At 57.3% G+C, this 25,889-nt stretch carries 25 protein-coding genes; 4 read left to right on the forward strand and 21 right to left on the reverse strand.

What is annotated here, in order from left to right:
* The first annotated feature begins 148 nt into the window (after positions 1 to 148).
* Positions 149 to 1,105, forward strand: a complete 957-nt coding sequence (gene ldtC, locus MMW58_RS17715) for a L,D-transpeptidase LdtC (RefSeq protein ID WP_371822941.1) — start codon at positions 149 to 151, stop codon at positions 1,103 to 1,105.
* Between the two features lie 558 nt (positions 1,106 to 1,663).
* On the opposite strand, the gene bhsA is transcribed toward ldtC, so the two are convergent.
* Entirely contained in the window at positions 1,664 to 1,921 is a 258-nt protein-coding gene (gene bhsA, locus MMW58_RS17720) for a multiple stress resistance protein BhsA (RefSeq protein WP_041144985.1), read from the reverse strand.
* A 249-nt stretch (positions 1,922 to 2,170) separates the two neighbouring features.
* On the opposite strand from bhsA, the gene MMW58_RS17725 reads away from it, so the two are divergent.
* Positions 2,171 to 2,806, forward strand: coding sequence for a TetR/AcrR family transcriptional regulator (locus MMW58_RS17725; RefSeq protein ID WP_159236433.1), 636 nt, complete (start codon positions 2,171 to 2,173; stop codon positions 2,804 to 2,806).
* A 268-nt stretch (positions 2,807 to 3,074) separates the two neighbouring features.
* A complete protein-coding gene (locus tag MMW58_RS17730; RefSeq protein WP_241721750.1) occupies positions 3,075 to 5,261 on the forward strand; it encodes a TonB-dependent siderophore receptor in 2,187 nt (728 codons plus the stop codon).
* 54 nt (positions 5,262 to 5,315) lie between these two features.
* Here the strand turns inward: MMW58_RS17730 and MMW58_RS17735 are convergent, their stop codons facing one another.
* The 8 genes from MMW58_RS17735 to hinT all read right to left on the reverse strand — a co-directional run bounded on the left by MMW58_RS17735 (position 5,316) and on the right by hinT (position 11,459).
* Positions 5,316 to 5,855 carry a glycine zipper 2TM domain-containing protein gene (locus MMW58_RS17735; protein WP_052698707.1) on the reverse strand — a complete coding sequence of 180 codons (540 nt, stop codon included), beginning with the start codon at positions 5,853 to 5,855 and terminating at the stop codon, positions 5,316 to 5,318.
* Between the two features lie 262 nt (positions 5,856 to 6,117).
* Positions 6,118 to 7,422 carry an NAD(P)/FAD-dependent oxidoreductase gene (locus tag MMW58_RS17740; protein ID WP_045854853.1) on the reverse strand — a complete coding sequence of 435 codons (1,305 nt, stop codon included), beginning with the start codon at positions 7,420 to 7,422 and terminating at the stop codon, positions 6,118 to 6,120.
* A gap of 237 nt (positions 7,423 to 7,659) precedes the next feature.
* Positions 7,660 to 8,202 carry an alpha/beta hydrolase YcfP gene (gene ycfP / locus MMW58_RS17745; RefSeq protein ID WP_041144980.1) on the reverse strand — a complete coding sequence of 181 codons (543 nt, stop codon included), beginning with the start codon at positions 8,200 to 8,202 and terminating at the stop codon, positions 7,660 to 7,662.
* A 36-nt stretch (positions 8,203 to 8,238) separates the two neighbouring features.
* Positions 8,239 to 9,249, reverse strand: coding sequence for a beta-N-acetylhexosaminidase (gene nagZ / locus MMW58_RS17750; RefSeq protein WP_241721751.1), 1,011 nt, complete (start codon positions 9,247 to 9,249; stop codon positions 8,239 to 8,241).
* A gap of 28 nt (positions 9,250 to 9,277) precedes the next feature.
* Positions 9,278 to 10,093, reverse strand: coding sequence for a thiamine kinase (gene thiK, locus MMW58_RS17755; protein WP_241721752.1), 816 nt, complete (start codon positions 10,091 to 10,093; stop codon positions 9,278 to 9,280).
* Complete coding sequence (gene lpoB, locus MMW58_RS17760; protein ID WP_161795674.1) at positions 10,074 to 10,703, reverse strand: penicillin-binding protein activator LpoB; 630 nt, start codon at positions 10,701 to 10,703, stop codon at positions 10,074 to 10,076. Before lpoB ends, thiK begins: the two co-directional genes overlap by 20 nt.
* 21 nt (positions 10,704 to 10,724) lie before the next feature.
* On the reverse strand, positions 10,725 to 11,099 hold the full coding sequence (locus tag MMW58_RS17765) for a YcfL family putative periplasmic lipoprotein (protein WP_045854851.1): 375 nt from the start codon (positions 11,097 to 11,099) through the stop codon (positions 10,725 to 10,727).
* Between the two features lie 3 nt (positions 11,100 to 11,102).
* The gene (gene hinT / locus MMW58_RS17770; protein ID WP_041144975.1) at positions 11,103 to 11,459 is read right to left on the reverse strand and encodes a purine nucleoside phosphoramidase; all 357 of its coding nucleotides are present in this window, start codon (positions 11,457 to 11,459) and stop codon (positions 11,103 to 11,105) included.
* 363 nt (positions 11,460 to 11,822) lie between these two features.
* Here hinT and fhuE point away from each other — a divergent pair, with 363 nt between their 5' ends.
* Entirely contained in the window at positions 11,823 to 14,006 is a 2,184-nt protein-coding gene (fhuE, locus tag MMW58_RS17775; protein ID WP_133597489.1) for a ferric-rhodotorulic acid/ferric-coprogen receptor FhuE, read from the forward strand.
* Between the two features lie 114 nt (positions 14,007 to 14,120).
* Here the strand turns inward: fhuE and ptsG are convergent, their stop codons facing one another.
* From ptsG to plsX, 12 genes are all read right to left on the reverse strand, one after another.
* On the reverse strand, positions 14,121 to 15,554 hold the full coding sequence (gene ptsG, locus MMW58_RS17780) for a PTS glucose transporter subunit IIBC (RefSeq protein WP_095096426.1): 1,434 nt from the start codon (positions 15,552 to 15,554) through the stop codon (positions 14,121 to 14,123).
* Between the two features lie 304 nt (positions 15,555 to 15,858).
* Positions 15,859 to 16,644: a metal-dependent hydrolase gene (locus tag MMW58_RS17785; RefSeq protein ID WP_045854847.1), complete on the reverse strand. Its 786-nt coding sequence runs from the start codon at positions 16,642 to 16,644 to the stop codon at positions 15,859 to 15,861.
* A gap of 10 nt (positions 16,645 to 16,654) precedes the next feature.
* Positions 16,655 to 17,659 (reverse strand): DNA polymerase III subunit delta', encoded by a 1,005-nt coding sequence (gene holB, locus MMW58_RS17790; RefSeq protein WP_241721753.1) that lies wholly within the window; start codon positions 17,657 to 17,659, stop codon positions 16,655 to 16,657.
* The gene (tmk, locus tag MMW58_RS17795; RefSeq protein WP_095096417.1) at positions 17,656 to 18,297 is read right to left on the reverse strand and encodes a dTMP kinase; all 642 of its coding nucleotides are present in this window, start codon (positions 18,295 to 18,297) and stop codon (positions 17,656 to 17,658) included. Before tmk ends, holB begins: the two co-directional genes overlap by 4 nt.
* Entirely contained in the window at positions 18,287 to 19,309 is a 1,023-nt protein-coding gene (yceG, locus tag MMW58_RS17800; protein WP_159236440.1) for a cell division protein YceG, read from the reverse strand. Before yceG ends, tmk begins: the two co-directional genes overlap by 11 nt.
* A 2-nt stretch (positions 19,310 to 19,311) precedes the next feature.
* The gene (pabC, locus tag MMW58_RS17805; RefSeq protein WP_159236441.1) at positions 19,312 to 20,121 is read right to left on the reverse strand and encodes an aminodeoxychorismate lyase; all 810 of its coding nucleotides are present in this window, start codon (positions 20,119 to 20,121) and stop codon (positions 19,312 to 19,314) included.
* Between the two features lie 131 nt (positions 20,122 to 20,252).
* On the reverse strand, positions 20,253 to 21,494 hold the full coding sequence (gene fabF / locus MMW58_RS17810; protein WP_045854842.1) for a beta-ketoacyl-ACP synthase II: 1,242 nt from the start codon (positions 21,492 to 21,494) through the stop codon (positions 20,253 to 20,255).
* An 89-nt stretch (positions 21,495 to 21,583) separates the two neighbouring features.
* The gene (acpP, locus tag MMW58_RS17815; protein WP_000103754.1) at positions 21,584 to 21,820 is read right to left on the reverse strand and encodes an acyl carrier protein; all 237 of its coding nucleotides are present in this window, start codon (positions 21,818 to 21,820) and stop codon (positions 21,584 to 21,586) included.
* 210 nt (positions 21,821 to 22,030) lie between these two features.
* Positions 22,031 to 22,765 carry a 3-oxoacyl-ACP reductase FabG gene (gene fabG, locus MMW58_RS17820; protein WP_041144966.1) on the reverse strand — a complete coding sequence of 245 codons (735 nt, stop codon included), beginning with the start codon at positions 22,763 to 22,765 and terminating at the stop codon, positions 22,031 to 22,033.
* A 12-nt stretch (positions 22,766 to 22,777) separates the two neighbouring features.
* Positions 22,778 to 23,707 carry an ACP S-malonyltransferase gene (gene fabD / locus MMW58_RS17825; RefSeq protein ID WP_241721754.1) on the reverse strand — a complete coding sequence of 310 codons (930 nt, stop codon included), beginning with the start codon at positions 23,705 to 23,707 and terminating at the stop codon, positions 22,778 to 22,780.
* A 15-nt stretch (positions 23,708 to 23,722) separates the two neighbouring features.
* The gene (locus MMW58_RS17830) at positions 23,723 to 24,676 is read right to left on the reverse strand and encodes a beta-ketoacyl-ACP synthase III (RefSeq protein WP_133597475.1); all 954 of its coding nucleotides are present in this window, start codon (positions 24,674 to 24,676) and stop codon (positions 23,723 to 23,725) included.
* A 54-nt stretch (positions 24,677 to 24,730) separates the two neighbouring features.
* Positions 24,731 to 25,828 carry a phosphate acyltransferase PlsX gene (gene plsX / locus MMW58_RS17835; RefSeq protein WP_206110955.1) on the reverse strand — a complete coding sequence of 366 codons (1,098 nt, stop codon included), beginning with the start codon at positions 25,826 to 25,828 and terminating at the stop codon, positions 24,731 to 24,733.
* Positions 25,829 to 25,889 lie beyond the last annotated feature (61 nt).

Genomic DNA, 25,889 nt, shown 5'->3' on the forward strand with positions numbered 1-25,889 from the left:
CGGTGACATTCATCGTATCCATTTTTTCATCCGACACATTCAGCAAACTTTACAAATGTTTTGCAATCCACCAGGGTTTCCCCACACTCTCCCGCGCCATAATTTGTTCCTGTTTTCGTAGAAAAATAACCACTTATTTATTATGGTCATGCACTCTTCGCGTTTCTCTCTGTGGCTGGCGCTGGTTGCCGTTGTCGCCGCGCTGGCGCTTCCGGCCCATGCTAACACCTGGCCTTTACCGCCGCCGGGAAGCCGTCTGGTGGGGCAAAATCAGTTCCACGTGGTGCAGGATAACGGCGGCTCGCTGGAAGCCATTGCCAAAAAGTATAACGTTGGTTTTCTGGCGCTCCTGCAGGCCAATCCCGGCGTCGATCCCTACGTTCCCCGCGCCGGCAGCGTGTTGACCATTCCGCTGCAGACGCTGCTTCCGGACGCGCCGCGCGAAGGGCTGGTGATTAATCTCGCCGAACTTCGTCTGTACTACTATCCGCCGGGCAAGAATGAGGTGACCGTCTACCCTATCGGTATCGGCCAGCTCGGGGGCGATACCCTCACGCCAACGATGGTCACGACCGTGTCGGATAAGCGCGCCAACCCAACCTGGACGCCGACGGCCAATATCCGCGCCCGCTACAAGGCGATGGGCATCGAGCTGCCTGCAGTGGTTCCCGCCGGGCCGGATAACCCGATGGGGCACCACGCGATCCGCCTGGCGGCCTACGGCGGCGTCTATCTGCTGCACGGCACCAACGCCGATTTCGGCATCGGTATGCGCGTAAGCTCGGGCTGCATTCGCCTGCGCGATAACGATATTAAGACCCTGTTCAATAAAATTACCCCCGGAACCCGGGTGAATATTATCAACACGCCGATTAAGGCTTCCGTTGAGCCAAACGGCAGCCGGCTGGTCGAGATTCATCAGCCGCTGTCGAAGCACCTTGATGACGATCCGCAGACTCTGCCCATCGTGCTTAACGCCGAAATGCTGGCCTTTAAGCAGGCTCAGCTGACCGATCGGCCGGTTATGGAGCGCGCTATCGAACTGCGTTCGGGCATGCCGATTGACGTGACCCGCCATCAACCGGACGCCGGTCAGGCGCTGTAGTCGCCCTATTCTGCCTGGCGGTGACGCGGTATTCATTCGCCCTGCGTCAGGCAGAACGTCCTTCCCCGGCACCGGGTGAGCGGATTTGGGGGAAGAGAAGCCTCTTCCCCTTTAACCTCGCGTAACCATCCCCGCGGTCCCGCACCGAAATCACCGCTGCGCGCCGCGCCCGGCTCAATTCGACCGACTCGCTCCTGTCTCAATTTACCTCTTGCGGCCTTCGGTTTGCCTTTTCCTCTGCATACGTTCATCAGCGCGAAAGCGTCGGTCGAAACAACCGATACTATCAGCCTCAAGGGGGCGACGGGACTGCCTGCAACCTCACGCGAGGAAACAGTGGGAGCGCAGCGTCCGCTGAGCGGAAACCGCTTAACTGAGGGGTTCTGTATGGCGTTTTATTGGGGGAGAAACCGGGGATTCAGACAGCGAGTCGCGGTCCATAAGGGTGTGGACCGCTTCGCAATCTTGGCATAACAGGGGAACAACTTACTGCTTACTACCGCGGCCTGATAAAGGGGTCAGAACCGCGTTTGTCAGTGGCATGACAGAGGGAACAGCTTATTTGTAGATAACCGCAGTCCCGTGCAGGGTGTTAGGACCGGTTACCGACGTAATGCGGAATGAAGTTGCGCCCATTTCTTCAGCTTTCTGCGCCAGCTGGTCTTCCAGAGAGCCCAGGTTGGTGCCGGCGGAAGCGGAAACGGTGCCGATTTTTTGCTGGCCAGCAGGAGTGGATTGCACTTCAACGGCAGCAAAGCTTGCGAAAGAGAGTGAGCTTAGTACAGCAGCGAGGGTCAGAGTTTTGATGGTTTTCATGATTATTATACCTATGCAGATGATTTTTTATTAGGGTCGTAAGAATTAACTTAACGATCGATAGGTAAATAATAATGTGACCTGCATCACACGTCAACGCATTTTTATAACGATCGTTTAATTATTTATAAAAAACTTAAAATTCATATATATATGAATTATTTATTTTTGGACTGACTCTGCTGGCAGGTTATGCCGTTTATTTTTATAATGGCCCTTCAACAAACCAACATAGGTACAGGCGGCATCATGACAACTGACGTTCAAAGTTGCACAAAAAAAAGCCGTGGCCGACCTAAAGTGTTCGACAAGGAAGCGGCGCTGGATAAGGCCATGGCACTGTTCTGGCAGCATGGGTATGAGGCAACCTCCCTTGCCGATCTGGTGGAAGCCACCGGGGCGAAGGCCCCTACGCTCTACGCCGAATTCGTCAATAAAGAGGGGCTGTTTCGCGCGGTGCTCGATCGCTATATCTCGCGCTTTGCCGCCAGACACGAAGCGCAGCTGTTTGACGAAGAGAAGTCGGTCGACCAGGCCCTGCGGGACTATTTCACCGCTATCGCCACCTGCTTTACCAGTAAAGATACCCCGGCGGGCTGCTTTATGATCAACACCTCCGCGGCGCTGGCGGCCTCCTCTACCGATATCGCCAACACAATTAAGTCGCGGCACGCTATGCAGGAGCAGACGCTGACCCAGTTCCTGCAGCAGCGCCAGCTGCGCGGCGAGCTCCCGGAAAACGGTGACGTTCGCCAGCTCGCGCAGTTCTTAAACTGCGTCCTGCAGGGGATGTCGATCAGCGCTCGCGAAGGCGCCGATTTCAGCAAACTAATGCAAATTGCTGAGACCACCCTGCGCCTGTGGCCGCAAATCCTCCAGCACTAACCCGCTCCTCTGCTGCCCGGTGACCTACGTTACCGGGCCTGCCTCTCCTCCGCGACATCCCGCTGTCTTAACCCCATTTTTATTAATGTTTTCACATCCTTAAGCGTTAATTTGTTGTAAATGATATTGATAACAATAATCACTGCGTGCAGAATTCGCATTTGAGTTTTTCAATATGTTTCACCTTGTAACAGTCGGTGCGCCCGCGCCGAAAAAATAGAACAACAATGCTTAACAACAAAGCAATTAACTCATAAAAGGAATGCGAATGAACACGCGTCTCTGGGTGCTTAACCCACTGCTGCTGGCTACCACCCTCCCCGTCTTTAGCACCCAGGCGGCCGAAGAAAACCTGATCGTTAGCGCCAACCGTACGCACCGTACCGTTGCCGAAATGGCGCAGACCACCTGGGTTATTGAAGGTCACGAAATTGAACAGCAGGTTCAGGGCGGCAAGGAGTTCAAAGATGTGCTGGCGCAGCTTATTCCAGGCATCGACGTCAGCAGCCAGGGACGGACAAACTACGGGATGAATATGCGCGGTCGCGCGATCGTGGTGCTGATCGACGGCGTGCGGCTAAACTCCTCCCGCACCGACAGCCGTCAGCTCGACTCCATCGATCCGTTCAACATCGAGCACATCGAGGTCATCTCCGGCGCCACCTCGCTGTACGGCGGCGGCAGTACCGGCGGGCTTATCAATATTGTGACAAAAAAAGGCCAGCAGGATCGCCAGGTCGATCTCGAGCTGGGCGGCAAAACGGGTTTTGCTAACAGCAACGATCATGACGAGCGGGTGGCAGCGGCGGTGAGCGGCGGTACCGACCACGCCTCCGGCAGATTATCGGTGGCTTATCAGCGCTTCGGCGGCTGGTATGACGGCAATAACGATGCGCTGATCCTCGATAATACCCAGACCGGCTTACAGCACTCCGATCGCCTCGACGTGATGGGCACCGGCACCATCAACATCGACGATAATCGTCAGCTTCAGCTGGTCACGCAGTACTATAAAAGCCAGGGCGACGACTACGGCCTGTACCTGGGGAAAAACATGTCGGCGGTGACCGGCGACGGCAAGGCCTACACCACCGACGGGCTGGACTCCGACCGCGTACCCGGCACCGAGCGCCACCTGATAAGCCTCCAGTATTCCGACGCCGACTTCTACGGTCAGAATCTGGTCAGCCAGATCTACTATCGCGACGAATCCCTGACCTTCTACCCCTTCCCGACCCTCGCTAAGGGCCAGGTCAGCAGCTTCTCCTCCTCGAAGCAGGATACCGATCAGTACGGAGCCAAAATTACCCTCAACAGCCAGCCGCTGGAGGACTGGGACCTGACCTGGGGACTCGACGCCGATCATGAAACCTTCAACGCCAACCAGATGTTCTTCGACCTCAACGAATCGATGGCCTCCGGCGGGCTGAATAATCAGGCCATCTACACCACCGGCCGCTACCCGGGCTACAGCATCACCAACCTTGCCCCGTTCCTGCAGAGCAGCTACGACCTGAACGATATCTTCACCGTCAGCGGCGGCGTGCGCTACCAGTGGACGGAAAACCGGGTGAATGATTTTGTCGGCTATGCGCAGCAGCAGGACGTCGCCAACGGGAAAGCCCGCTCGGCGGACGCCATTCCCGGCGGGAAAACCGATTACGATAACTTCCTGTTTAATGCCGGGATTGTCGCCCACATTACCGACCGCCAGCAGACCTGGTTTAACTTCTCCCAGGGCGTCGAGCTGCCGGATCCGGGTAAATACTACGGCATCGGTAAATACGGCGCCGCCGTTAACGGCAACCTTCCGCTGCTGTCGAGCGTCAACGTCGGCGATTCGCCGCTGCAGGGGATAAAAGTTAACTCTTACGAGCTGGGCTGGCGCTACACCGGCGACAACCTGCGCACGCAGCTGGCGGCCTACTACTCTACGTCGGATAAAACCATCGTCGTCAACCGCACCGATATGACGATTGACGTTGAGTCCGATAAGCGGCGTATTTACGGCGTTGAAGGGGCGGTGGATTACGCCTTCCCGCAGAGCGACTGGAGCACAGGAGCTAACTTCAACGTCCTGAAATCGCAGGTGAAGAGCGACGGCAGCTGGCAGAAATGGGATGTGACCCTCGCCTCACCGTCGAAAGCCACCGCCTGGGTCGGCTGGGCGCCGGACCCGTGGTCGCTGCGCGTGCAAACCCAGCAGGTGTTCGATCTTAGCGACGCCAGCGGCAACAAGCTTGATGGCTACAATACCGTCGACTTTATCGGCAGCTACGCGCTGCCGCTGGGTAAGCTGACCTTCAGCATCGAAAACCTGCTGAACGAAGACTACGTCACCATCTGGGGCCAGCGCGCGCCGCTGCTCTACAGCCCAACCTACGGCAGCAGTTCGCTGTATGAGTACAAAGGCCGCGGCCGCACCTTTGGTCTGAACTACGCCCTGAGCTTCTGATAAAAAAAGCCCCTCACCCTGAGCGTGAGGGGCAAATATCAATAAACGTCTTTTTTACGCTTTGTTATTCAGGATCAGCTGACCGTTACTATCCAGCGGAATTTGCGTGCCGGGGTCATGTTCCATGCGAATCTTGCCCTGCTGTCCGCCAATTTTGTACGTGACGTCATAGCCCAGCATTTTATCCGATTTGTCATACACCGTTTTGCAGCGCTGCTGCGTGGTGGTGTAGGTATCGCCTTCCTGCATCGATCCCTGAATCTGGTTACCGGCATAGCCGCCGCCCAGCGCGCCCACGACGGTGGCAACGCTGCGTCCACGGCCGCCGCCAAACTGGTGGCCGATAACCCCGCCGGCGACCGCGCCGAGCACCGAACCGGCAATCCGGTTTTCATCCTGTACCGGACGACGGTGGGTCACGGTGACGTTGCGGCACTCCTGACGCGGCGTTTTAACACTTTCTTTGATCGGCGTACTGGAGACCACCTGCGCATACTGCGGTCCGCGATCCAGTACGTTCAGACCGGCGACAGCTGCCACACCCAGCGCGGCGGCCACGCCAATCCCTATACCCGCCAACATTGATTTATTCACGGGGCATCCTCCGTTGTTGCTGATAGCGATAATTTTGCTATCTACCCGGGGAGCTTGCAAATGAGAAAGCGGATGAAAAATGCGAGGATCTGCAGCAAACGGCGGGGATTCAGAGGAATCCGAGAGGATATAGCGAATATTACAGGACGATATTCCGGATAATCGCCCGGCAGCGCGTTATCTGACCGGGCGACGGCTCGGCGCGCTCCGCGACCCCTGAGAAGGCGTTAACGCCGTCATCCGGAAGCGGAGCGCCCGAGGATTAGTGCAGCTTCAGGCGCGGACGAATGATGCGGTTGATGCGCCCTACCAGCATCATCAGGCCGGTTTTAAAGTAGCCGTGCAGCGCAATCTGGTGCATGCGGTACAGGGAGATGTAAACGAAGCGCGCAATGCGGCCTTCGATCATCATTGAACCGCGCATCAGGTTACCCATCAGGCTGCCGACGGTCGAGTAGTTGGAGAGCGAAACCAGCGAGCCGTGATCCTTATAAGCGTAAGGTTTCAACGGCTTGTTTTTCATCTGCGCGAGGATGTTATGCAGCGCGCAGGTTGCCATCTGGTGAGCGGCCTGGGCGCGCGGCGGCACGAATCCGCCTTCCGGACGGGCGCAGGAAGCGCAGTCGCCGATGGCGTAGATATCCGCATCGCGGGTCGTTTGCAGCGTCGGCTCAACCACCAGCTGGTTGATGCGGTTGGTTTCCAGACCGCCGATCTCTTTCATAAAGTCCGGCGCCTTAATCCCGGCAGCCCAGACCATCAGATCGGCCTTAATAAACTCGCCGTCTTTGGTGTGCAGGCCGTTAGCATCGGCGCTGGTGACCATAGTTTTCGTCAGCACCCGTACGCCAAGCTTGGTCAGCTCGCTGTGCGCGGCGCCGGAAATACGCGGCGGCAGCGCCGGCAGAATACGCTCACCGGCCTCAACCAGCGTGACGTTCAGCGCTTCGTTAGTCAGCCCTTTGTAGCCGTAGCTATGCAGCTGCTTAACCGCATTGTGCAGCTCGGCAGAGAGCTCTACGCCGGTGGCTCCGCCGCCGACGATAGCAATATTCACTTTGCCGTTGGCGCCGAGATCCGCGGAGTATTTCAGGAACAGGTTCAGCATTTCCTGATGGAAACGTCGTGCCTGGTGCGGGTTATCGAGGAAAATGCAGTTCTCTTTAACGCCCGGCGTATTAAAGTCATTAGAGGTACTGCCCAGCGCCATCACCAGGGTGTCGTAAGGCAGCTTGCGCTCGGCCACCAGCAGCTCGCCCTTTTCATCACGCAGTTCACTGAGCGTGATGGTTTTGGTTTCGCGATTGATATCCGCGACTGACCCGAGCTGGAACTGGAAGCCGTGATTGCGGGCATGAGCCAGGTAGCTCAGCGCATCTACACCTTCGTCGAGCGAACCCGTTGCCACTTCATGCAGCAGCGGTTTCCACAGGTGGCTATGGTTGCGATCCACCAGAGTGATTTTCGCTTTTTTGCTGCGGCCCAGCTTTTTACCCAGCTGAGTAGCCAGTTCCAGTCCGCCGGCGCCGCCACCAACGATTACTATTCTTTTCAATGGTGTAGTCACGTGACCCCCTAAAATTATTAACCAATTGTTAATTAAAAGTTATATAAATAGCCTTTAATTAACAACAAGTTACAGCATTGAAACCATTCAGCGAAATCGAGAATAACATGAACGGTTCATTGGTCATACCAAAATTGATATGCATCAAGTTTTACCGCATATTTTTTGCACAGGCAATCACGGAATGGATAAAAAAAAGCCCGCGGTGCGTTCACACAGCGGGCTGGAGGGGGGCTATCAGCCGAGGGTTTTAAAGGCCTTTATCCGCTGCAAATGCGGGGAGATACTCTTGAATTTATGGCCCTGCTCGTTATCCCAGATGATTTCATAGTAGTGATGCAGCAGCTCAGCCGAACGCTGGCTGTCGAGGGCTTCATCCTTGCGGGAAAGCATCACCAGGCAACGGTCGCGATTTTTTTCACGGAAGTTATTCACGCACTTCGTGCCGATATCCGCGTACTCTTCCGGGCGATCGATCTTCCCTTCCATGTTCTCATCGGGAAACAGGTTCGGGTTAAAAATAGCCTGGCGGATATCGCAGAGGAAACCAATCCGTTCCGCCCAGTAGCCGCCCAGACCGACGCCGCAAATCAGCGGCCGATCGTCGGCGTTGAGCTGCAGCATCTTATCGACCTCTTTTAACAAGTGCTGCATGTCGTGCTTCGGATGCCGCGTACTGTAGCTAATCAACCGCACGTCGGGATCGATAAACTGCAGCTGCAGCACCTTTTCATGGTTACCGGGGCTGTTAGAGTCAAAACCGTGTAAATAGATAATCATCGCATCCTCACCAGACAACAACGCCCTTCAGGTTTGCTACGCGGACTTCGCCTCCTGCCAGCGCGCGTGGAGCTGCTCCAGCTGCGCGTTGACCCTCTTCCAACGGGCGGAATCCCTTAGCTCCTGACGGGTAAAGGAACCTTTATGATACAATTTCGTAACACGCTCTGCTTTGATCGGCGACAGGTTATCCAGCACGCTGACCGCACCCTTACGATTATTGCAGACCAGGATCATATCGCAACCTGCATCCAGGGAAGCCTGCCCGCGTTCGGCGTAGCTGCCCATAATCGCCGCGCCTTCCATCGACAGGTCGTCGGAGAAAATCACGCCGTCAAAGCCTAACTCTCCGCGCAGTACCGTCTTCAGCCAGTGCGGCGAGCCGCTGGCCGGACGCGGGTCAACGTCGGTATAAATGACGTGGGCAGGCATAATCGCATCAAGGCGCTGCTCCGCAACCAGGGTACGGAAAACGGCCATATCCCGGACGCGAATTTCCGCCTCAGCGCGCGGGTCGCGCGGCGTCTCTTTATGCGAATCCGCGGTTACCGCGCCGTGGCCTGGGAAATGCTTCCCGGTCGCCTTCATGCCCGCTTCATGCATACCGTCAATAAAACAGCGCGCGATGGCCAGCGCCTTCTCGGGATCCTCATGATAAGAGCGCTCGCCGATGGCGGCGCTGATGTGGCCGACGTCGAGCACAGGCGCAAAGCTGATATCAATGTCCATAGCGATCATTTCGCTGGCCATCAGCCAGCCGGCCTGCGCCGCCAGCCTGCCGCCCTCTTCCATTCCCAGCAGTGCGGCAAAGGACTGCGCGGCCGGCAGGTGGGTAAAGCCCTCGCGAAAACGCTGGACGCGTCCGCCTTCCTGATCGACCGCGATCGCCAGATGATTGTGCGAAGCTTCGCGGATCTGACGCACCAGCTCGCGCAGCTGCGCCGGATCGTGATAGTTGCGGGTGAAGAGAATCAGCCCGCCAACCAAAGGGTGCGCAAGGATCTCCCGCTCTTCCGCATCCAGTTCAAAACCTTCGACATCCAACATTACCGGACCCACACTGACCTCTCTTATATTATGTGTCTAACTGACGCCAGGCCGCATCTGCCAGGGCGATAAACTGCCGGTCGCCGGTTTGCTGCCAGCGACGCTCGTACCAGCCTGCCATGAGCATCAATACCCACGGGCGCCAGCGCTGGATTTGTCGCCACAGCTGGCGCTCATTAATGTTCGCCTGTCGGGCGTACTCCGCTGCCAGCTGCCGATGCTGCGCGGAATCAATCCACACGGCGGCAAGCTCCAGCGCAATATCGCCGTCGCCGGCATATTCCCAGTCGATCAGCCGCAGCCCGCCCTCGGTATGAACCAGATTGCCCGCATGTACGTCCATATGCAGCGGCGCCAGGCGCAGCGGCCGGGGCTCTCCGCGGCGTAGCAGACGCTTATACCAGCGCAGCCATAGCGGGGTTCGTCGCGAGCCATCGCTCTGCTGCCAGTAGCGTTCCAGCAGCGGCGCCAGCGCGATACGCCAGCCCAGGTGCGGCTGCTGGTGCAGATGATACAGCACCCCGGCCAGCTGCGGGCACGGCGGCAGCGCGCTTTTCATTTCACCGATGCAGTACTCCACCACCATCCAGCGCGGGGAGTAAAAAATCGGCGACGGCGCAAGCGTATCCGGCATCCGGGATAAGGCGCGATATTGACGAAGGAAATCGCTGGCGGGCGCGGCAGGATCGTGCGGCTGGCGTAATACCAGCCGCCGGGTGCCGTCGCTGACGATGCAGCTACCGCCGCTCAGACCGGCAAAGGCCGGATCGTCGAGCGGCGAATAGCGGGGGAAAAAGCGCGACAATAGCTCATCGCGCGTTAGCTTACTGTTGCTGAACTGCACCTTTACCTGACCAAATAATCTCGCCGGTTTGTACCAGCATCAGCTGCATCTTCAGCTCAGGTGAATTGACGTTGCCGGTGGCATTAGAGTAGAGCACGTACTGGGCGCCAACGGTGCGCGCAATGCCCATCGCTTTGCTGCGGCTGCCGAGGCTATCCTGCGGCGACAGGCCAAGCTGCTGTTTCGCCACGCCGAGCTGCTGCTGCGAGACCAGCGTAAACTTGCCGTTTCCCGTCAGCGCATTGCGCAGGGCCTCGGTCGCCTCACCCGCGTTTAGCGTACCGTTCGTGCGGTTATTGACGCTATCGACCAGCAGAATGCTGCCCGCGTTCACGCCGCCCGCCTGCAGCATCTGCCCGACCATCGGCTGTACCGCACCGCTCCAGTCATAGTGGCGAACGCGCGGGGTTGGCTGAGTCGGCTGCTGTTCATGCTCAATCGGACCCGGCTGCGCCGGCACTGCCGGAATGCCCGGCACCGTAGGTACCGTAGGTTGAGCCGGCTGCTCCGGTTTCGGCTGCGCCTCCCCTACCGGCGCGGGCTCCTGACGCTGCCCAACGCACCCGGCAAGGAATATCGCCAGTGCTGTGATCAACGCATAGCGACACATTTTAATCATCACAATTACCTCTTACAGATAAAGATAGAGTCGGGCCTTATGCGCCCCCAAAATATTTGCGCTACCGTAAAGCGTCACGGATGAGCGTGCGGGCACCGTTATGCTCCGTGCCGGCTCCAGCGGGTGCATCTCCAGCCCTCTGGCGTCATACCAGAAAAAGCGGTAATGCACGACGATCGGCTCCTGGCGTTCGTTAAACAGCCTTGAGGTCGCGGTGGCCTGAATCTGTGAGGCGGTGACCTCAGGCGCATCGGCGCTGATACCTGCGGCTAAGACGTTAGATTCCATCACCAGCGTCTGCTGCTCTCCCACCGGAATTTCCGCGTGAGAACCGCAGCCGGCCAGCAGCGCCGCCGCCAGAAGAGTGCCGAAATGAGCTGCGCGCATTGATTAGCCTTTGTGAGCCAGCATGGGACCCAGCGGGCGACCGCCCAGCAGGTGCATATGAATATGGTAGACTTCCTGGCCGCCGTGGCGGTTACAGTTGACGATCAGGCGATAGCCGTCGTCGGCAAGACCTTCATCACGCGCTATTTTCGCCGCGACGGTCATCATGCGACCCAGCGCCAGCTCGTGCTCCGTGGTGACGTCGTTGACGGTAGGAATCAGGATATTGGGGATAATCAGAATATGGGTCGGCGCCTGCGGAGAGATATCGCGAAAGGCGGTAACAAGCTCATCCTGATAAACAATATCCGACGGGATCTCCCGGCGAATGATTTTGCTAAAAATCGTTTCTTCTGCCATGACTGATTCCTTATTAATTTTTATACCGTGCTCTGGCCTGCCCCTGCAGATAAACGCGGATGCACAGGATTCGTCTAAGAGTATGAGCGAGTTACTCCCCCTCTTTCAACCCGAATGCACTTTTTCTTACGCGGCGGCGGACTTAGCTGATGACGGATTAAGCATATCCCTGATTATGTCCCGGCACCGCCGTCGATAGAGCGCCTTTTTGACTACCTCTCTTACGTCTGTTTACACATTAAATATAAATGCGTATATTTCTCATTTGTATTCACCACATGGACGCACCGCACTTCGGGAATGATTCGACCGCGGCCACAGAGCCCCGGCGTATAACGACAGTCTCCTCATTAAGGGTTAATCATGTCTTTCACTACCAGCTCACGGGACGGCCAGCGCGCGCAGTCTCTCCTCGCCGTCGGCATTGCGTTAGCGCTCTACCCCGCCCTCGGCCTTGCCGCCGACGCGACCGACGACACCATTATTGTAGAAGGAACAACGCCAGCCGGCACCGACGAACAGCGGCAGGATTACAGCGTTAAAACCACGTCAGCCGGAACAAAAATGCTGATGACCCAGCGCGATATTCCGCAGTCGGTGAGTATCATCAGCGAGCAGCGGATGCAGGATCAGCAGCTGCAAACGCTTGGCGACGTGATGGACAACACGCTCGGTATCAGCCGCAGCCAGGCGGACTCCGATCGCAGCAGCTATTACTCCCGCGGTTTTCAAATAGACAACTATATGGTCGACGGTATCCCGACCTATTTTGAGTCCCGCTGGAACCTCGGCGACGCGCTCTCCGATACCGCGCTCTTTGAGCGGGTCGAGGTCGTACGCGGCGCCAACGGCCTGCTGACCGGGACGGGCAACCCCTCCGCATCGATCAATATGATCCGCAAGCATGCCACCAGCCGCGAGTTTACCGGCAATGTCTCCGCCGAATACGGCAGCTGGAACAAGCAGCGCTACGTCGCCGATATGCAGAGCCCGCTGACCGAAGATGGTAACGTTCGGGGGCGTATTGTCGCCGGCTATCAGAATAATGACTCCTGGCTCGATCGCTACAACAGCGAAAAAACGTTCTTCTCCGGCATTCTCGACGCCGACCTCGGCACCTCTACCAGCCTCTCCGCCGGCTACGAATATCAGCGTATCAACGTCGACAGCCCAACCTGGGGCGGCCTGCCGCGCTGGAATACCGACGGCAGCAAGAACCACTACGATCGCGCCCACAGCACCTCTCCGGACTGGGCCTATAACGATAAAGAGTTCAACAAAGTCTTCGTCACGCTGAAGCAGCGCTTTGCCGATACCTGGCAGGCGACCATGACCGCAACCCACTCCGAGGTCAAATTCGACAGCAAAATGATGTACGTCGATGCGTACGTTAACAAAGAGACGGGAATGCTGGTCGGCCCCTACGGCAGCTATGGCCCGGGCTATGACTACGTTGGCGGAACGGGCTGGAACAGCGGCAAACGTAAAATCGATGCCGTAGATCTGTTTACCGATGGCGGCTTCGATCTGTTCGGTCGCCAGCATAACCTGATCGTCGGCGGCAGCTACAGCAAACAAAATAATCGCTATTTCAGCTCCTGGGCCAACGTGTTCCCGGATGAAATCGGCAGCTTTAATAACTTCAATGCGGGTAATTTCCCTGAAACGGACTGGAACCCGCAAAGCCTTGCCCAGGACGACACCACCCGGATGAAGTCCCTGTACGCCGCGACGCGCTTCTCGCTGGCCGATCCGCTGCACTTAATTCTCGGCGCGCGCTATACCAACTGGCGTATCGACACCCTCTCCTACAGCATGGAGAAAAACCACACCACGCCGTACGCCGGCCTGGTGTACGACATCGATGATAACTGGTCGACCTACGCCAGCTACACCTCAATCTTCCAGCCGCAGAACGTCCGCGACAGCTCGGGTAAATATCTGACGCCGATCACCGGCAATAACTATGAGCTTGGCCTGAAATCAGACTGGATGGACAGCCGTCTGACCACCACGCTGGCCGTTTTCCGTATCGAGCAGGATAATCTGGGCCAGTCTACCGGGACGCCGATTGCCGGCAGCAACGGCGAGACGGCCTACAAAACCGCCAACGGTACGGTGAGTAAAGGCGTCGAGTTCGAAGTTAACGGGGCGATTACCGATAACTGGCAGATGACCTTCGGGGCCACGCGCTTTGTTGCGGAAGATAATGAAGGCAACGCGGTGAACCCTAACCTGCCGCGCACCAGCGTCAAGCTGTTCACCCGCTACCGTCTGCCGGCGATACCCGAGCTGACCGTTGGCGGCGGCGTGAACTGGCAGAACCGGGTCTATAAAGATACCGTCACGCCGTACGGCACCTTCCGCGCCGAGCAGGGCAGCTACGCGCTGGTTGATCTGTTCAGCCGCTACCAGGTCACCAAAAACTTCGCCTTGCAGGGTAATATCAACAACCTGTTCGATAAAACCTACGATACCAACATTGACGGCTCGATTGTTTACGGCGAGCCGCGCAACTTCAGCATCACCGCCAGCTACCAGTTCTGATTTATCCTCAGCGCTGACCAGCTGAACCCAGGGAGCCAGCCGGCTCCCTTTTTACTCGCTTAAGCCAATAAAAAAGGCAGCCATTCGGCTGCCTTAGTCTCCCCACATCACAACTTAGTTGGCGCGGATGTACTCGTCCATTTCAGTTTTCAGGTTATCGGATTTAGTCCCGAAGATCGCCTGAACGCCTGAACCTGCAACGACCACACCGGCAGCACCCAGTTTTTTCAGGCCAGCCTGATCAACTTTCGCTACGTCAGCCACGCTAACGCGCAGACGGGTGATGCACGCATCAAGGTTAGTGATGTTTTCTTTACCGCCGAACGCCGCGATCAGAGCCGGAGCCATTTCGCTGGTTGCGCCCACTTTGCTGTCTTCGGTTGAATCTTCACGACCCGGAGTTTTCAGGTCCAGTGCTTTAATCAGCACGCGGAAGACAACGTAGTACACGATCGCATAGCAGATACCGACAATCGGGAACAGCCACAGCTTGCTGCTGTTACCGGACAGGACGATAAAGTCGATCAGGCCGTGAGAGAACGATGTACCGTCACGCATACCCAGCAGGATACAGATCGGGAATGCCAGACCTGCAAGAATTGCGTGGATAACGTAGAGGATCGGCGCAACGAACATGAAGGAGAACTCGATCGGCTCGGTAATACCGGTCAGGAACGAGGTCAGCGCTGCGGAGATCATGATACCGCCCACTTTCGCGCGGTTTTCCGGTTTAGCGGAGTGCCAGATAGCGATAGCCGCAGCCGGCAGACCGTACATTTTGAACAGGAAGCCGCCGGACAGTTTGCCCGCAGTTGGGTCGCCTGCCATGTAGCGCGGGATATCGCCGTGGAAGACCTGACCCGCCGCGTTGGTGTATTCGCCAATCTGCATCTGGAAAGGAACGTTCCAGATGTGGTGCAGGCCAAACGGTACCAGGCAGCGTTCAATGAAGCCGTAGATACCGAACGCCACAACCGGGTTCTGGTACGCAGCCCACTGAGAGAAGGTCTGGATAGCAGTACCGATCGGAGGCCAGATGAAGGAGAGGATCACGCCGGTGAAAATAGCGGCCAGACCGGAGATAATCGGCACAAAACGCTTGCCCGCAAAGAAGCCCAGATACTCTGGCAGCTTGATGCGATAGAAGCGGTTGAACATGTACGCTGCGATTGCACCGGAAATAATACCGCCAAGTACGCCGGTATCAGCCAGGTGTTTAGCCGCAATCTCTTCAGCAGGTAAATGCAGAACCAGAGGGGCAACAACCGCCATGGTTTTCACCATGATGCCGTAAGCAACAACCGAAGCCAGCGCGGATACGCCGTCGTTATTGGTGAAGCCAAGCGCCACACCGATAGCGAAGATCAGCGGCATATTAGCGAATACCGAACCGCCTGCTTCTGCCATGACGTGGGAAACGACTTCTGGCAGCCAGCTGAAGTTTGCGGAACCGACGCCCAGCAGGATACCTGCGATAGGCAGCACGGAGACCGGCAGCATCAGCGATTTACCGACCTTCTGCAGGTTAGCAAATGCATTCTTAAACATAATTGAGAGTGCTCCTGAGTATTTGGTACTTTTTTACGTTTTCACGCATTGGCACGGGGGGAGAACCGTGCCGTGGACAGGACATCTAAGCGCCCTTTATTTATTACACAGAGTAAAATAATTGGCGGAATGATTGTTTGACGGCTATCACGTTTCAATCAGTCGGCGTGGAAAAGTTTACATCAACTTACATAAGCTGTATCTAAATGTAACCAAAAGCACGTCACCGCCCCTTTTGTGGCGGTGAACTTTACTCGCTTTAAGTATTAATTACGAGCCTTAAAATAATAGGAAGATCGGCGGGTTACAGGCGGGAGGGGGCGATATGGAACAATCTGGCGAAATTATCGGTGGTCTGCTGCGCCAGCTGCTCCAGCGAAACGCCCTTCAGAACCGCCATGTATTCGGCAACGTCACGGACCATCGCCGGCTGGTTCTCTTTACCGCGATGGGGAACCGGCGCGAGGTACGGCGAATCGGTCTCCACCAGCAGGCGATCGAGGGGAACGTAGCGCGCGGCATCGCGCAGCTGTTCGGCGTTGCGGAACGTGACAATACCGGAAAACGAGATATAGAACCCCATGTCCAGCAATTTACCCGCTGTCTCTCTATCCTCTGTGAAACAGTGTAGTACGCCGCCGCAATCCGTCACTTTTTCTTCCTGCAAAATTGTCAGCGTATCGGCCCGTGCGTCCCGGGTGTGCACAATCACCGGCTTGTTGAGCTCGCGGCCGATGCGGATATGATCGCGGAAGGACTCCTGCTGGCGAGGCCTGGTTTCCGGGGTGTAAAAATAGTCCAGCCCGGTCTCCCCCATCGCCACCACGCCCTCTTCCGCGGCCAGCTTGCGCAGCTCGTCAACGTCGTACGCTTCATCCTGGTTGAGCGGATGCACGCCGCAGGAGAAAACCACGTTGTCACGCTGTCCGACCAGCTCGCGCATCCCGCGATATCCCGGCAGCGTAGTCGCAACGGCAAGGAAGAACTTCACGTCACGCGCGGCGGCTTTTGCCAGCACATCGTCCACGTCTTTATGCAGGGTTTCATAATCCAGGCCATCAAGATGGCAGTGGGAGTCGACTAAAAACATAATGTCTCGCTCAGAGATGGGAAACGGGCAGAACCGCCCCAGGTTGCAGGTAATGTTCCCAGCGCAGAAGGCGCTCGGTTAGCAGCAGTTCGCGGTTGACGCCGACCACGTTCAGCAGCTGCTCTCGGCAGGCGCTGACGTCCCGCGCAATAGCCTGCAGGCGGCTGGCGGGCAGCGCCTGCGCCAGCTGGCTTATCAGCGTCCAGGCATCGGGGTTGCTCACCAGGGAGATTCCCTGCTGCCTTTTTTGTGCATCCAGCAGCAGCGATGCCAGCCAGTGCAGGCGAACGGCGGCCTGTTCATGATTCAGAATCGGCAGCAGCGTTAGCCAGTCACCGCAGGTTAGTACGTTTGCCAGAGTCTGGATGAGTTGCTGCCGGGCGGCCCAGCGGCTCTCTTCGAGCAGCTCCAGCGCCGCCGCTGGCGCGTTGGCGCTCAGGCGCAGCGCGGCCAGCAGCGCGTTTTGCTCAAGCGTTACCTCGCGCGCCAGCCACGCCAGGCCATAGGACTCCGCCGGCGGAGCAAGATGATACAGACGGCAGCGGCTGCGCAGCGTGGCCAGCAGCCGCGCCGGCTCCTGACAGGCGAGGAAGAACCAGGTATTTTCCGGCGGCTCTTCCAGCGTTTTCAGCAGGGCATTGGCCGCCGCATCGGTCAGCAGCGCCGCGTCGCTAATCCACACCACCTTGGCGCCGCCGAGGCGCGAGCGTTCATAGAGCTTTTCATTCACGTCGCGAACGGCATCAATGCCGAGGGCGCTTTTGCCCTTCTCCGGTACCAGCGTGTAGTAGTCGGGGTGGGTACCGGCCTGCATCAGCTGGCAGCTATGGCAGTGGCCGCAGCTTTTGTGTCCTTCCGGCTGTCGGCACATCAGGTAGCGGCACAGCGCGTAGAGCAGCGCATCGCCGCCCATTCCCGGCAGCGCCTGCAGCAGTAGCGCATGGTGACCCCGCCCGGCCTGATAGCTGGTGACTAACTGCTCGAACGGCGGGCGTAACCACGGATACCATTTCATGCGCGCTGCTCCGCCACCCACTGGCTGATAACCGCACGGATATCGCGCGCGACCGCTTCCAGCGGCTGGGTGGCGTCGATGGTGCGAATCGTCGGGTCCTGCGCCGCCAGCTCAAGATAGCGCGCGCGGGTCCGGTTAAAGAAGTCCAGCGACTCCTGCTCAATGCGATCGAGCTCGCCGCGGGCGCGGGCGCGCTTGAGGCCCACCGCAGGCGTGACGTCGAGATAGAGCGTCAGGTTCGGACGAAAATCGCCGAGCACCGCGTCGCGCAGCGTCGCCAGCATCGTCTGGTCAATGCCGCGGCCGCCGCCCTGGTACGCCTGGGTTGAGAGATCGTGACGATCGCCAATCACCCACTGCCCGCGGGCCAGGGCCGGCTTAATCACCGTTTCCACCAGCTGAACGCGGGCGGCATAAAACATCAGCACTTCGGCTTTATCATTAATCACTTCATCGCCGGTGGACTGGATATCGAGAACCAGGCTGCGCAGTTTCTCGGCAAGGATGGTGCCGCCCGGCTCGCGGGTAAACAGCAGATCGCTGACGCCAGACTGTTCCAGCGCCTCCACCACCAGGTTACGCGCGGTGGTTTTCCCTGCGCCCTCCAGGCCTTCGATAACGATGTAATTACTGCGCATTTTTTTCCTTAAGAACTTTTAGATAATCCTGAACCGAGCGGTTGTGGCTGGACAGATTGGTATTAAACGTATGTCCGCCCTTGCCGTCAGCGACAAAATAGAGGTACGGCGTTTTCGCCGGATGCGCGGCGGCGGTCAGCGAAGCCTCTCCGGGCGCGGCGATCGGCCCCGGCGGCATACCGCTAATCACATAGGTATTATAGGCCGTCGGGGTTTCGAGATCCTTGCGCGTCAGCCTGCCATTATAGCTCTCACCCATGCCGTAAATCACCGTCGGGTCGGTCTGCAAACGCATGCCGATACGCAGGCGGTTGATAAATACCGACGCCACGCGATCGCGCTCTTCCGCTACCGCCGTCTCTTTTTCGATAATTGACGCCATGGTCAGCAGCTGGTTTTGATCCTCGTACGGCAGGTTATCCATCCGCCCTTCCCACGCTTTGTCCACCTCGGCGACCATCTTCTGATGCGCCCGCTTGAGGATCGCCACATCGCTGGTATTGGCGGTATACATCCAGGTATCCGGCCAGAACCAGCCTTCCACCCAGTCCGGGTGTTCAAGATCAAGCGTTTTCGCTACCGTTTCATAGCTGTCGTCGGCCAGCGTATGCTTCACATACGGCGCGTCGCGCAGCTGGCGCAGATAGTCGCTCACCCGCATTCCCTCAACGAAACGCAGCGGGAACTGGGCCTCTTTGCCGCTGCCCAGCAGCTGGAGCATTTCGCGCACCGTCATTTTCGGCGTGAAGCGGTAGGTCCCGGCTTTGAAGTGCGACAGCTCCGGCTCAATGCGCAGCAGCCACTGGAAGACGCGAGGCCGGTTGATGACCTTGTCACCGTACAGCTGCTGGCCCAGCGCGAGGCGCCCGGTGCCGGCGTCAAGGGTGAAGATGGTCTCTTCTTTGATAAGCAGCTTGCTGTCAGCGAGCTGGCGGACTTTCCACATGCCCACGCCTGCGGCAATGCCGAACACCACTAACAACAGCAGGATAAAACGTAACATTTTCTTCATGACTAACCAGACAGCTCACACAGTGGGGCTAAAAAATGATAAAGCTCGCGCGAGGACCAACGGCTCTCGTCCCAGCGGCGAACCGGCACCAGCGGCATCAGGGCATTGCAAATCAGCACTTCATCGGCATCCCGCAACGCATCAGGGCTCGTGGTGACTTCGACAACGCGAAACGGCGATTGTGCCAGCCTCGCGATACAATACTGGCGCATAATCCCGTTCACGCCCGCCTGGTCAAGGCGCGGCGTAAATACCTCCACTCCCTTGCGCCAGAACAGATTCGCGGCACAGCATTCCGTAAGCCACCCTTCGCTGTCAAGAACCAGCGCCTCGTCGGCGTCCGTCTGCTCAAGATGAGAGCGGATCAGCACCTGCTCCAGGCGGTTAAGGTGCTTAAGGCCGGCAAGCGACGGGTTACGCCCCAGCCGTATCGGGCTCAGATTCAGGGTGATGCCCTCTTCACGCCAGCGGGAGTAGTGCGCCGGCAGCGGGGATACGCTGAGGATACGAGTCGGCTGCTGGCACAGCGTACCGCTATAGCCGCGGCCGCCGGAACCGCGCGTCAGGATAACCTTGAGGACGCCGCTTTTCTGAACCTGCGCCAGGCGCAGCATTTCCTGTTCCAGCGTTTGCCAGTGGGTATAGGGGATCATCAGCTTTTCGCAGGCCTGCTGCAAACGCCGCAGATGGGCAGGCAGCATCTGCACGTGACTTTGCACAATCCGCGCGGTGGTAAAGCATCCGTCGCCAAACTGTATCGCCCGGTCGTTAGCGGCCAGGACGTCCTGTTCAAGGCCATTAATCAAGAACATAGTGGCTCCTTATCGGTGGCCCGCTAGTGTCGCAGGATGAATTACGCAGGACAAGCAGAGAAAGCTGAAGAAAAAAGAAGGCCCGCATAAATGCAGGCCTGAGTCATGGCTGGATGAGGCGACTAACGCGCTTAGACCTTTTTAAAGATCAGCGAACCGTTGGTGCCACCAAAGCCGAAGGAGTTACACAGCGTGTACTCCATACCGGAAACCTGGCGGGCTTCGTGCGGAACGAAGTCCAGGTCGCAGCCATCGTCCGGGTTATCCAGGTTGATGGTCGGCGGAACCACGCTATCGCGCAGCGCAAGGATTGAGTAGATAGATTCTACCGCTCCCGCGGCGCCCAGCAGGTGCCCGGTCATCGATTTGGTCGAGCTGACCATGACGCTGCGAGCCGCATCGCCAAAGACCGACTTAACGGCCTGAGCTTCCGCTTTATCGCCCGCTGGCGTCGAGGTACCGTGCGCGTTGACGTAGGCGATCTGGCCTGGTTCAATGCCCGCATCGCGAATGGCGTTAACCATTGCCAGCGCGGCACCGGCACCGTTCTCCGGAGGAGAAGTCATATGGTAGGCATCGCTGCTCATACCAAAACCGACGATTTCCGCGTAGATTTTCGCGCCGCGTTTTTTAGCGTGCTCGTACTCTTCCAGCACCACCATGCCCGCACCGTCGCCAAGCACGAAGCCGTCGCGATCTTTATCCCACGGACGGCTTGCCGCCTGCGGATTGTCGTTGCGGGTAGAGAGCGCACGCGCTGCGCCAAAGCCGCCCACGCCAAGCGGGGTACTGGCTTTTTCCGCACCGCCGGCAACCATAGCGTCAGCATCGCCGTAGGCAATGATACGCGCGGCCTGACCGATATTATGCACACCGGAAGTACAGGCGGTCGCGATGGAGATGCTCGGCCCACGCAGACCAAACATGATGGTCAGATGTCCGGCCACCATGTTAACAATTGTAGACGGTACAAAGAACGGGCTGATTTTACGAGGTCCGCCGTTGGTCAGCGAGCTGTGGTTTTCCTCAATCAGGCCGAGGCCGCCGATGCCGGAGCCAATAGCTGCGCCGATGCGGTCCGCGTTCTCTTCCGTTATTTCAAGACCAGAATCCTGCATGGCCTGAACGCCAGCGACAATTCCATATTGAATGAAGGCATCCATCTTGCGCTGTTCTTTGCGCGAGATAATGTCATCACAGTTAAAATCCTTTACTAAGCCAGCAAATTTTGTTGCATAGGCGCTAGTATCGAAATGGTCGATCAGGCTGATGCCACTCTGACCGGCAAGGAGAGCTTTCCAGGTAGACTCTACGGTATTGCCGACAGGAGACAACATGCCCAGTCCGGTCACAACTACACGACGCTTAGACACGGTTGTCCTCCAGGGAGGGAAAATAAATTCTTGTGGGACAAACTAAAGATAAAACTCAGGCGGTCGAATGACCGCCTGGAGATGTTCACTTACGCCTGGTGACCGTTGATGTAATCAATGGCAGCCTGAACAGTGGTGATTTTCTCAGCTTCTTCGTCCGGAATCTCAGTATCAAACTCTTCTTCCAGAGCCATTACCAGCTCAACGGTGTCAAGAGAATCAGCGCCCAGATCTTCAACGAAGGAAGCATTGTTGGTAACTTCTTCCTGCTTAACGCCCAGCTGTTCGCCGATGATTTTCTTAACGCGTTCTTCGATAGTGCTCATACTCTTAAATTTCCTATCAAAACTCGCTTTCGCGATGGTTTTCGTAGTGTATAAAATGTTGAAAAATTTGCAACTAAATCCCGGCAGGTCGTACCACGATTTTACGCTATTTTGCGGCTGTTTGCCCTCATAACGCAAATCATTTTGCACAAAACCGTACCCGGAACCGCACAGACTGCGCGGTTCCTGAACGTTTTGCGCAAAACTCGGTCAGACCATATACATTCCGCCGTTGACGTGCAGGGTTTCACCAGAGATGTAACCCGCTTCGTCAGAAGCTAAAAACGCAACCGCACTGGCGATTTCTTTTGCATCGCCGAGGCGACCCGCCGGAACTTGCGCCAGAATACCCGCACGCTGATCGTCAGATAGCGCACGCGTCATGTCCGTTTCAATAAAGCCCGGAGCAACAACGTTAACAGTAATACCGCGGGACGCGACTTCACGTGCCAGCGACTTACTAAAACCGATCAGACCCGCTTTCGCCGCAGCGTAGTTAGCCTGACCAGCATTTCCCATGGTACCGACCACAGAACCGATAGTAATAATGCGGCCATGACGCTTTTTCATCATAGCGCGCATTACTGCTTTTGACAGACGGAAAACTGATGACAGATTGGTTTCGATAATATCGTTCCACTCGTCATCTTTCATCCGCATTAACAGGTTATCACGAGTAATACCGGCATTATTAACCAGGATATCAACTTCACCAAATTCTGCGCGAATATTTCCCAGAACAGATTCGATAGATGCCGGGTCGGTCACATTCAGCAGCAGACCTTTACCGTTAGCACCTAAATAGTCGCTGATCGCCTGCGCACCGCTCTCGCTGGTGGCAGTACCGATAACCTTCGCGCCACGGGCGACGAGCGTTTCAGCGATTGCACGGCCGATCCCGCGACTTGCACCGGTAACCAGCGCGATTTTTCCTTCAAAACTCATGATATTCCTCTTTTATTGCTCAAGCGCCGCAGACAGCGCTGCAGGCTCGTTAAGCGCGGAAGCGGTCAGGGTGTCAACAATACGTTTAGTCAGGCCGGTGAGGACTTTACCCGGGCCCACCTCATACAGATGTTCTACGCCCTGAGAGGCCATAAACTCGACGCTTTTGGTCCACTGAACCGGGCTGTAAAGCTGGCGGATCAGCGCGTCGCGAATGGCGTCAGGCGCGGTTTCGCACTTCACATCAACGTTGTTCACCACCGCAATAGTCGGGGTGTTAAAGGTGATTTTTTGCAGCTCAACCGCCAGTTTCTCCGCCGCAGGCTTCATCAGCGCGCAGTGGGACGGGACGCTCACCGGCAGCGGCAGCGCGCGTTTGGCGCCGGCAGCTTTGCAGGCGGCGCCAGCGCGTTCTACGGCTTCTTTGTTGCCCGCGATAACCACCTGCCCCGGAGAGTTGAAGTTGACCGGTGAAACCACCTGGCCTTCGGCAGACTCTTCGCAGGCTTTAGCAATTGACGCATCGTCGAGGCCAATGATGGCCGACATGGCGCCGGTACCTTCCGGTACCGCTTCCTGCATGAATTTGCCACGCATCTCAACCAGACGCACGGCGTCGGTGAAGTCGATCACCCCGCTGCAAACCAGCGCGGAGTATTCACCAAGGCTATGGCCTGCCAGCAGAGCCGGCGCGTGGCCGCCCTGCTGCTGCCACGCGCGATACAGCGCCACGGAGGCGGTCAGCAGCGCGGGCTGGGTCTGCCAGGTTTTATTCAGTTCTTCTGCCGGGCCCTGCTGGGCAAGGGCCCACAGATCGTAACCCAACGCCGCGGAGGCTTCGCGGAAAGTCTCTTCAATCACCGGATAAGCGGCTGCCATCTCTGACAACATGCCGACCGCCTGCGAGCCCTGTCCCGGGAACACAAAAGCAAATTGCGTCATCTCTAAATCCTTATACTAAAAACGAACCAGCGCGGAACCCCAGGTGAAACCGCCACCAAAGGCTTCCAGCAGAATCAGCTGACCGCGCTGAATGCGGCCATCGCGCACCGCTTCGTCCAGCGCGCAGGGAACGGAGGCGGCGGAGGTATTGCCGTGACGATCGAGCGTCACCACCACGTTGTCCATCGACATCCCGAGCTTTCTCGCCGTCGCGCTGATAATACGCAGGTTGGCCTGGTGCGGTACCAGCCAATCCAGGGCGGTACGCTCCAGATTGTTCGCCGCCAGCGTTTCATCAACAATGTGCGCCAGCTCGGTCACGGCCACTTTAAAGACTTCGTTACCCGCCATCGTCAGATAGATCGGATTTTCCGGATCGACGCGATCGGCGTTAGGCAGCGTTAACAGCTCGCCGTAGCGGCCGTCGGCGTGCAGATGGGTCGAGATAATGCCCGGCTCGCTGGACGCGCCCAGTACAACGGCGCCCGCGCCGTCGCCAAAAATAATGATCGTCCCGCGATCGGTTGGATCGCAGGTGCGCGCCAGAACGTCAGCGCCAATAACCAGCGCGTAGTCTACCGCACCGTTTTTGACATACTGGTCGGCGATGCTCAGGGCGTAGGTGAAGCCGGCACAGGCCGCGGCAACGTCAAACGCCGGGCAGCCGTTAATGCCCAACATAGACTGAATCTGACAGGCCGAACTCGGGAACGCGTGGGTGCCGGAGGTGGTCGCAACAATAATCAGACCAATTTGCTCCGGCTTAACGCCCGCCATATCCAGCGCATTTTTTGCAGCTTCAAAACCCAGCGTAGCAACGGTTTCATTCGGTGCGGCAATACGACGTTCACGGATACCCGTACGGGTGACAATCCACTCGTCAGACGTATCTACCATTTTTTCCAGGTCGGCGTTAGTACGCACTTGCTCAGGCAGATAACTGCCGGTACCAATAATCTTCGTATACATGTACGCTCAGTCACTCTTGGGTAACATACCCGCCTTGTTCAAGCCGCCGGGGCGTCAGTCCTGCTCGTTCGTCCCGCTTTGCTGTCGGGAGTTCCCGTTTCTGCCGCCCCCCGGCAGTTCAAAGCCTGCTGGGTATAAAGATTCCAGGCGAGCGGCGATCCGCTGAGGTATCTGCCGCTGCACCGCCTGCACTGCCTGCTCTATTGCAACGCTAAAGGCGCGCTGATTGGCAGCACCATGACTCTTAATCACGGAACCGCGCAATCCTAACAGACAGGCGCCATTATACTGGTCGGGGTTGAGGTGACTGAATCGCCTTGCGAGGCTTTTTTGTAACCAACGTTTCAATAACAGCAGCCACCACGACCGTTTTTTGCCCTCTCCCTGCGATTTCAGCAGCGAAAGAAACATTCTGACAACACCTTCCATAGTTTTTAATGTGACGTTGCCCGTGAATCCATCACAAACCAGTACATCGGTTTTGCCCGTCAATAGTTCATTGGCTTCAAGATAGCCTATATAGTTGAGAGACGGCAGCGTTTTCAAAACCGCCGCGGCGTCGCGAATGCTGCTGAGGCCCTTCATTTCTTCTTCGCCAATATTCAGCAGCGCGACGCGGGGATTTTCAATACCGACAACCTCTTCCGCCAGTACCGCCCCCATCACCGCAAACTGGACCAGCATGGTGCTGTCGCAGTCGACGTTGGCACCAAGATCCAGCACCACCGTTTTCCCCTTCTGCTGGTGCGGCAGTACCGTCACCAGCGCCGGGCGCTCAATCCCCTCAATGGGCTTGAGCAATAGTTTTGCCAGCCCCATCAGCGCGCCGGTATTGCCCGCGCTGACGCAGGCCTCTGCCCGCCCCTCTTTCACCAGCTCGAGCGCCATGCGCATTGAGCTTCCGCGGCTGCTGCGAATCGCCTGCGCGGGTCGCGCATCACTGGCAATAACTGACTGCGCAGGAATAACCTGCAGACGTGAACGTTGTTCGAAATCAGCTTTGGCAAGTAATGGCGTGATGGCGTCGGGGTCGCCGACTAAAAGAAGTGTGAGTTGCGAATTAGAGATCAGTGCCTGCAGTGCTGCAGGCACCGTCACGGAGGGACCAAAATCGCCCCCCATGACATCTAACGCCAGGGTTAGACGTGTCAAGGTATCGTCGCTGCCCGGTTCGGTTATTCCCCAGTTACCTGGGGAAATCCTCACTAAGCTT

This window comes from Klebsiella sp. HC6 (assembly GCF_022605325.1).
Lineage (GTDB): Bacteria > Pseudomonadota > Gammaproteobacteria > Enterobacterales > Enterobacteriaceae > Klebsiella > Klebsiella terrigena.

What these genes read in the sequence shown, in the direction of transcription:
- ldtC (WP_371822941.1), top strand. Translation starts at nt 149, where the DNA reads ATGCACTCTTCGCGTTTCTCTCTGTGGCTGGCGCTGGTTGCCGTTGTC.
- bhsA (WP_041144985.1), bottom strand. Translation starts at nt 1,921, where the DNA reads ATGAAAACCATCAAAACTCTGACCCTCGCTGCTGTACTAAGCTCACTC.
- MMW58_RS17725 (WP_159236433.1), top strand. Translation starts at nt 2,171, where the DNA reads ATGACAACTGACGTTCAAAGTTGCACAAAAAAAAGCCGTGGCCGACCT.
- MMW58_RS17730 (WP_241721750.1), top strand. Translation starts at nt 3,075, where the DNA reads ATGAACACGCGTCTCTGGGTGCTTAACCCACTGCTGCTGGCTACCACC.
- ycfP (WP_041144980.1), bottom strand. Translation starts at nt 8,202, where the DNA reads ATGATTATCTATTTACACGGTTTTGACTCTAACAGCCCCGGTAACCAT.
- nagZ (WP_241721751.1), bottom strand. Translation starts at nt 9,249, where the DNA reads ATGTTGGATGTCGAAGGTTTTGAACTGGATGCGGAAGAGCGGGAGATC.
- lpoB (WP_161795674.1), bottom strand. Translation starts at nt 10,703, where the DNA reads ATGTGTCGCTATGCGTTGATCACAGCACTGGCGATATTCCTTGCCGGG.
- MMW58_RS17765 (WP_045854851.1), bottom strand. Translation starts at nt 11,099, where the DNA reads ATGCGCGCAGCTCATTTCGGCACTCTTCTGGCGGCGGCGCTGCTGGCC.
- hinT (WP_041144975.1), bottom strand. Translation starts at nt 11,459, where the DNA reads ATGGCAGAAGAAACGATTTTTAGCAAAATCATTCGCCGGGAGATCCCG.
- fhuE (WP_133597489.1), top strand. Translation starts at nt 11,823, where the DNA reads ATGTCTTTCACTACCAGCTCACGGGACGGCCAGCGCGCGCAGTCTCTC.
- ptsG (WP_095096426.1), bottom strand. Translation starts at nt 15,554, where the DNA reads ATGTTTAAGAATGCATTTGCTAACCTGCAGAAGGTCGGTAAATCGCTG.
- MMW58_RS17785 (WP_045854847.1), bottom strand. Translation starts at nt 16,644, where the DNA reads ATGTTTTTAGTCGACTCCCACTGCCATCTTGATGGCCTGGATTATGAA.
- holB (WP_241721753.1), bottom strand. Translation starts at nt 17,659, where the DNA reads ATGAAATGGTATCCGTGGTTACGCCCGCCGTTCGAGCAGTTAGTCACC.
- tmk (WP_095096417.1), bottom strand. Translation starts at nt 18,297, where the DNA reads ATGCGCAGTAATTACATCGTTATCGAAGGCCTGGAGGGCGCAGGGAAA.
- yceG (WP_159236440.1), bottom strand. Translation starts at nt 19,309, where the DNA reads ATGAAGAAAATGTTACGTTTTATCCTGCTGTTGTTAGTGGTGTTCGGC.
- pabC (WP_159236441.1), bottom strand. Translation starts at nt 20,121, where the DNA reads ATGTTCTTGATTAATGGCCTTGAACAGGACGTCCTGGCCGCTAACGAC.
- acpP (WP_000103754.1), bottom strand. Translation starts at nt 21,820, where the DNA reads ATGAGCACTATCGAAGAACGCGTTAAGAAAATCATCGGCGAACAGCTG.
- fabG (WP_041144966.1), bottom strand. Translation starts at nt 22,765, where the DNA reads ATGAGTTTTGAAGGAAAAATCGCGCTGGTTACCGGTGCAAGTCGCGGG.
- fabD (WP_241721754.1), bottom strand. Translation starts at nt 23,707, where the DNA reads ATGACGCAATTTGCTTTTGTGTTCCCGGGACAGGGCTCGCAGGCGGTC.
- MMW58_RS17830 (WP_133597475.1), bottom strand. Translation starts at nt 24,676, where the DNA reads ATGTATACGAAGATTATTGGTACCGGCAGTTATCTGCCTGAGCAAGTG.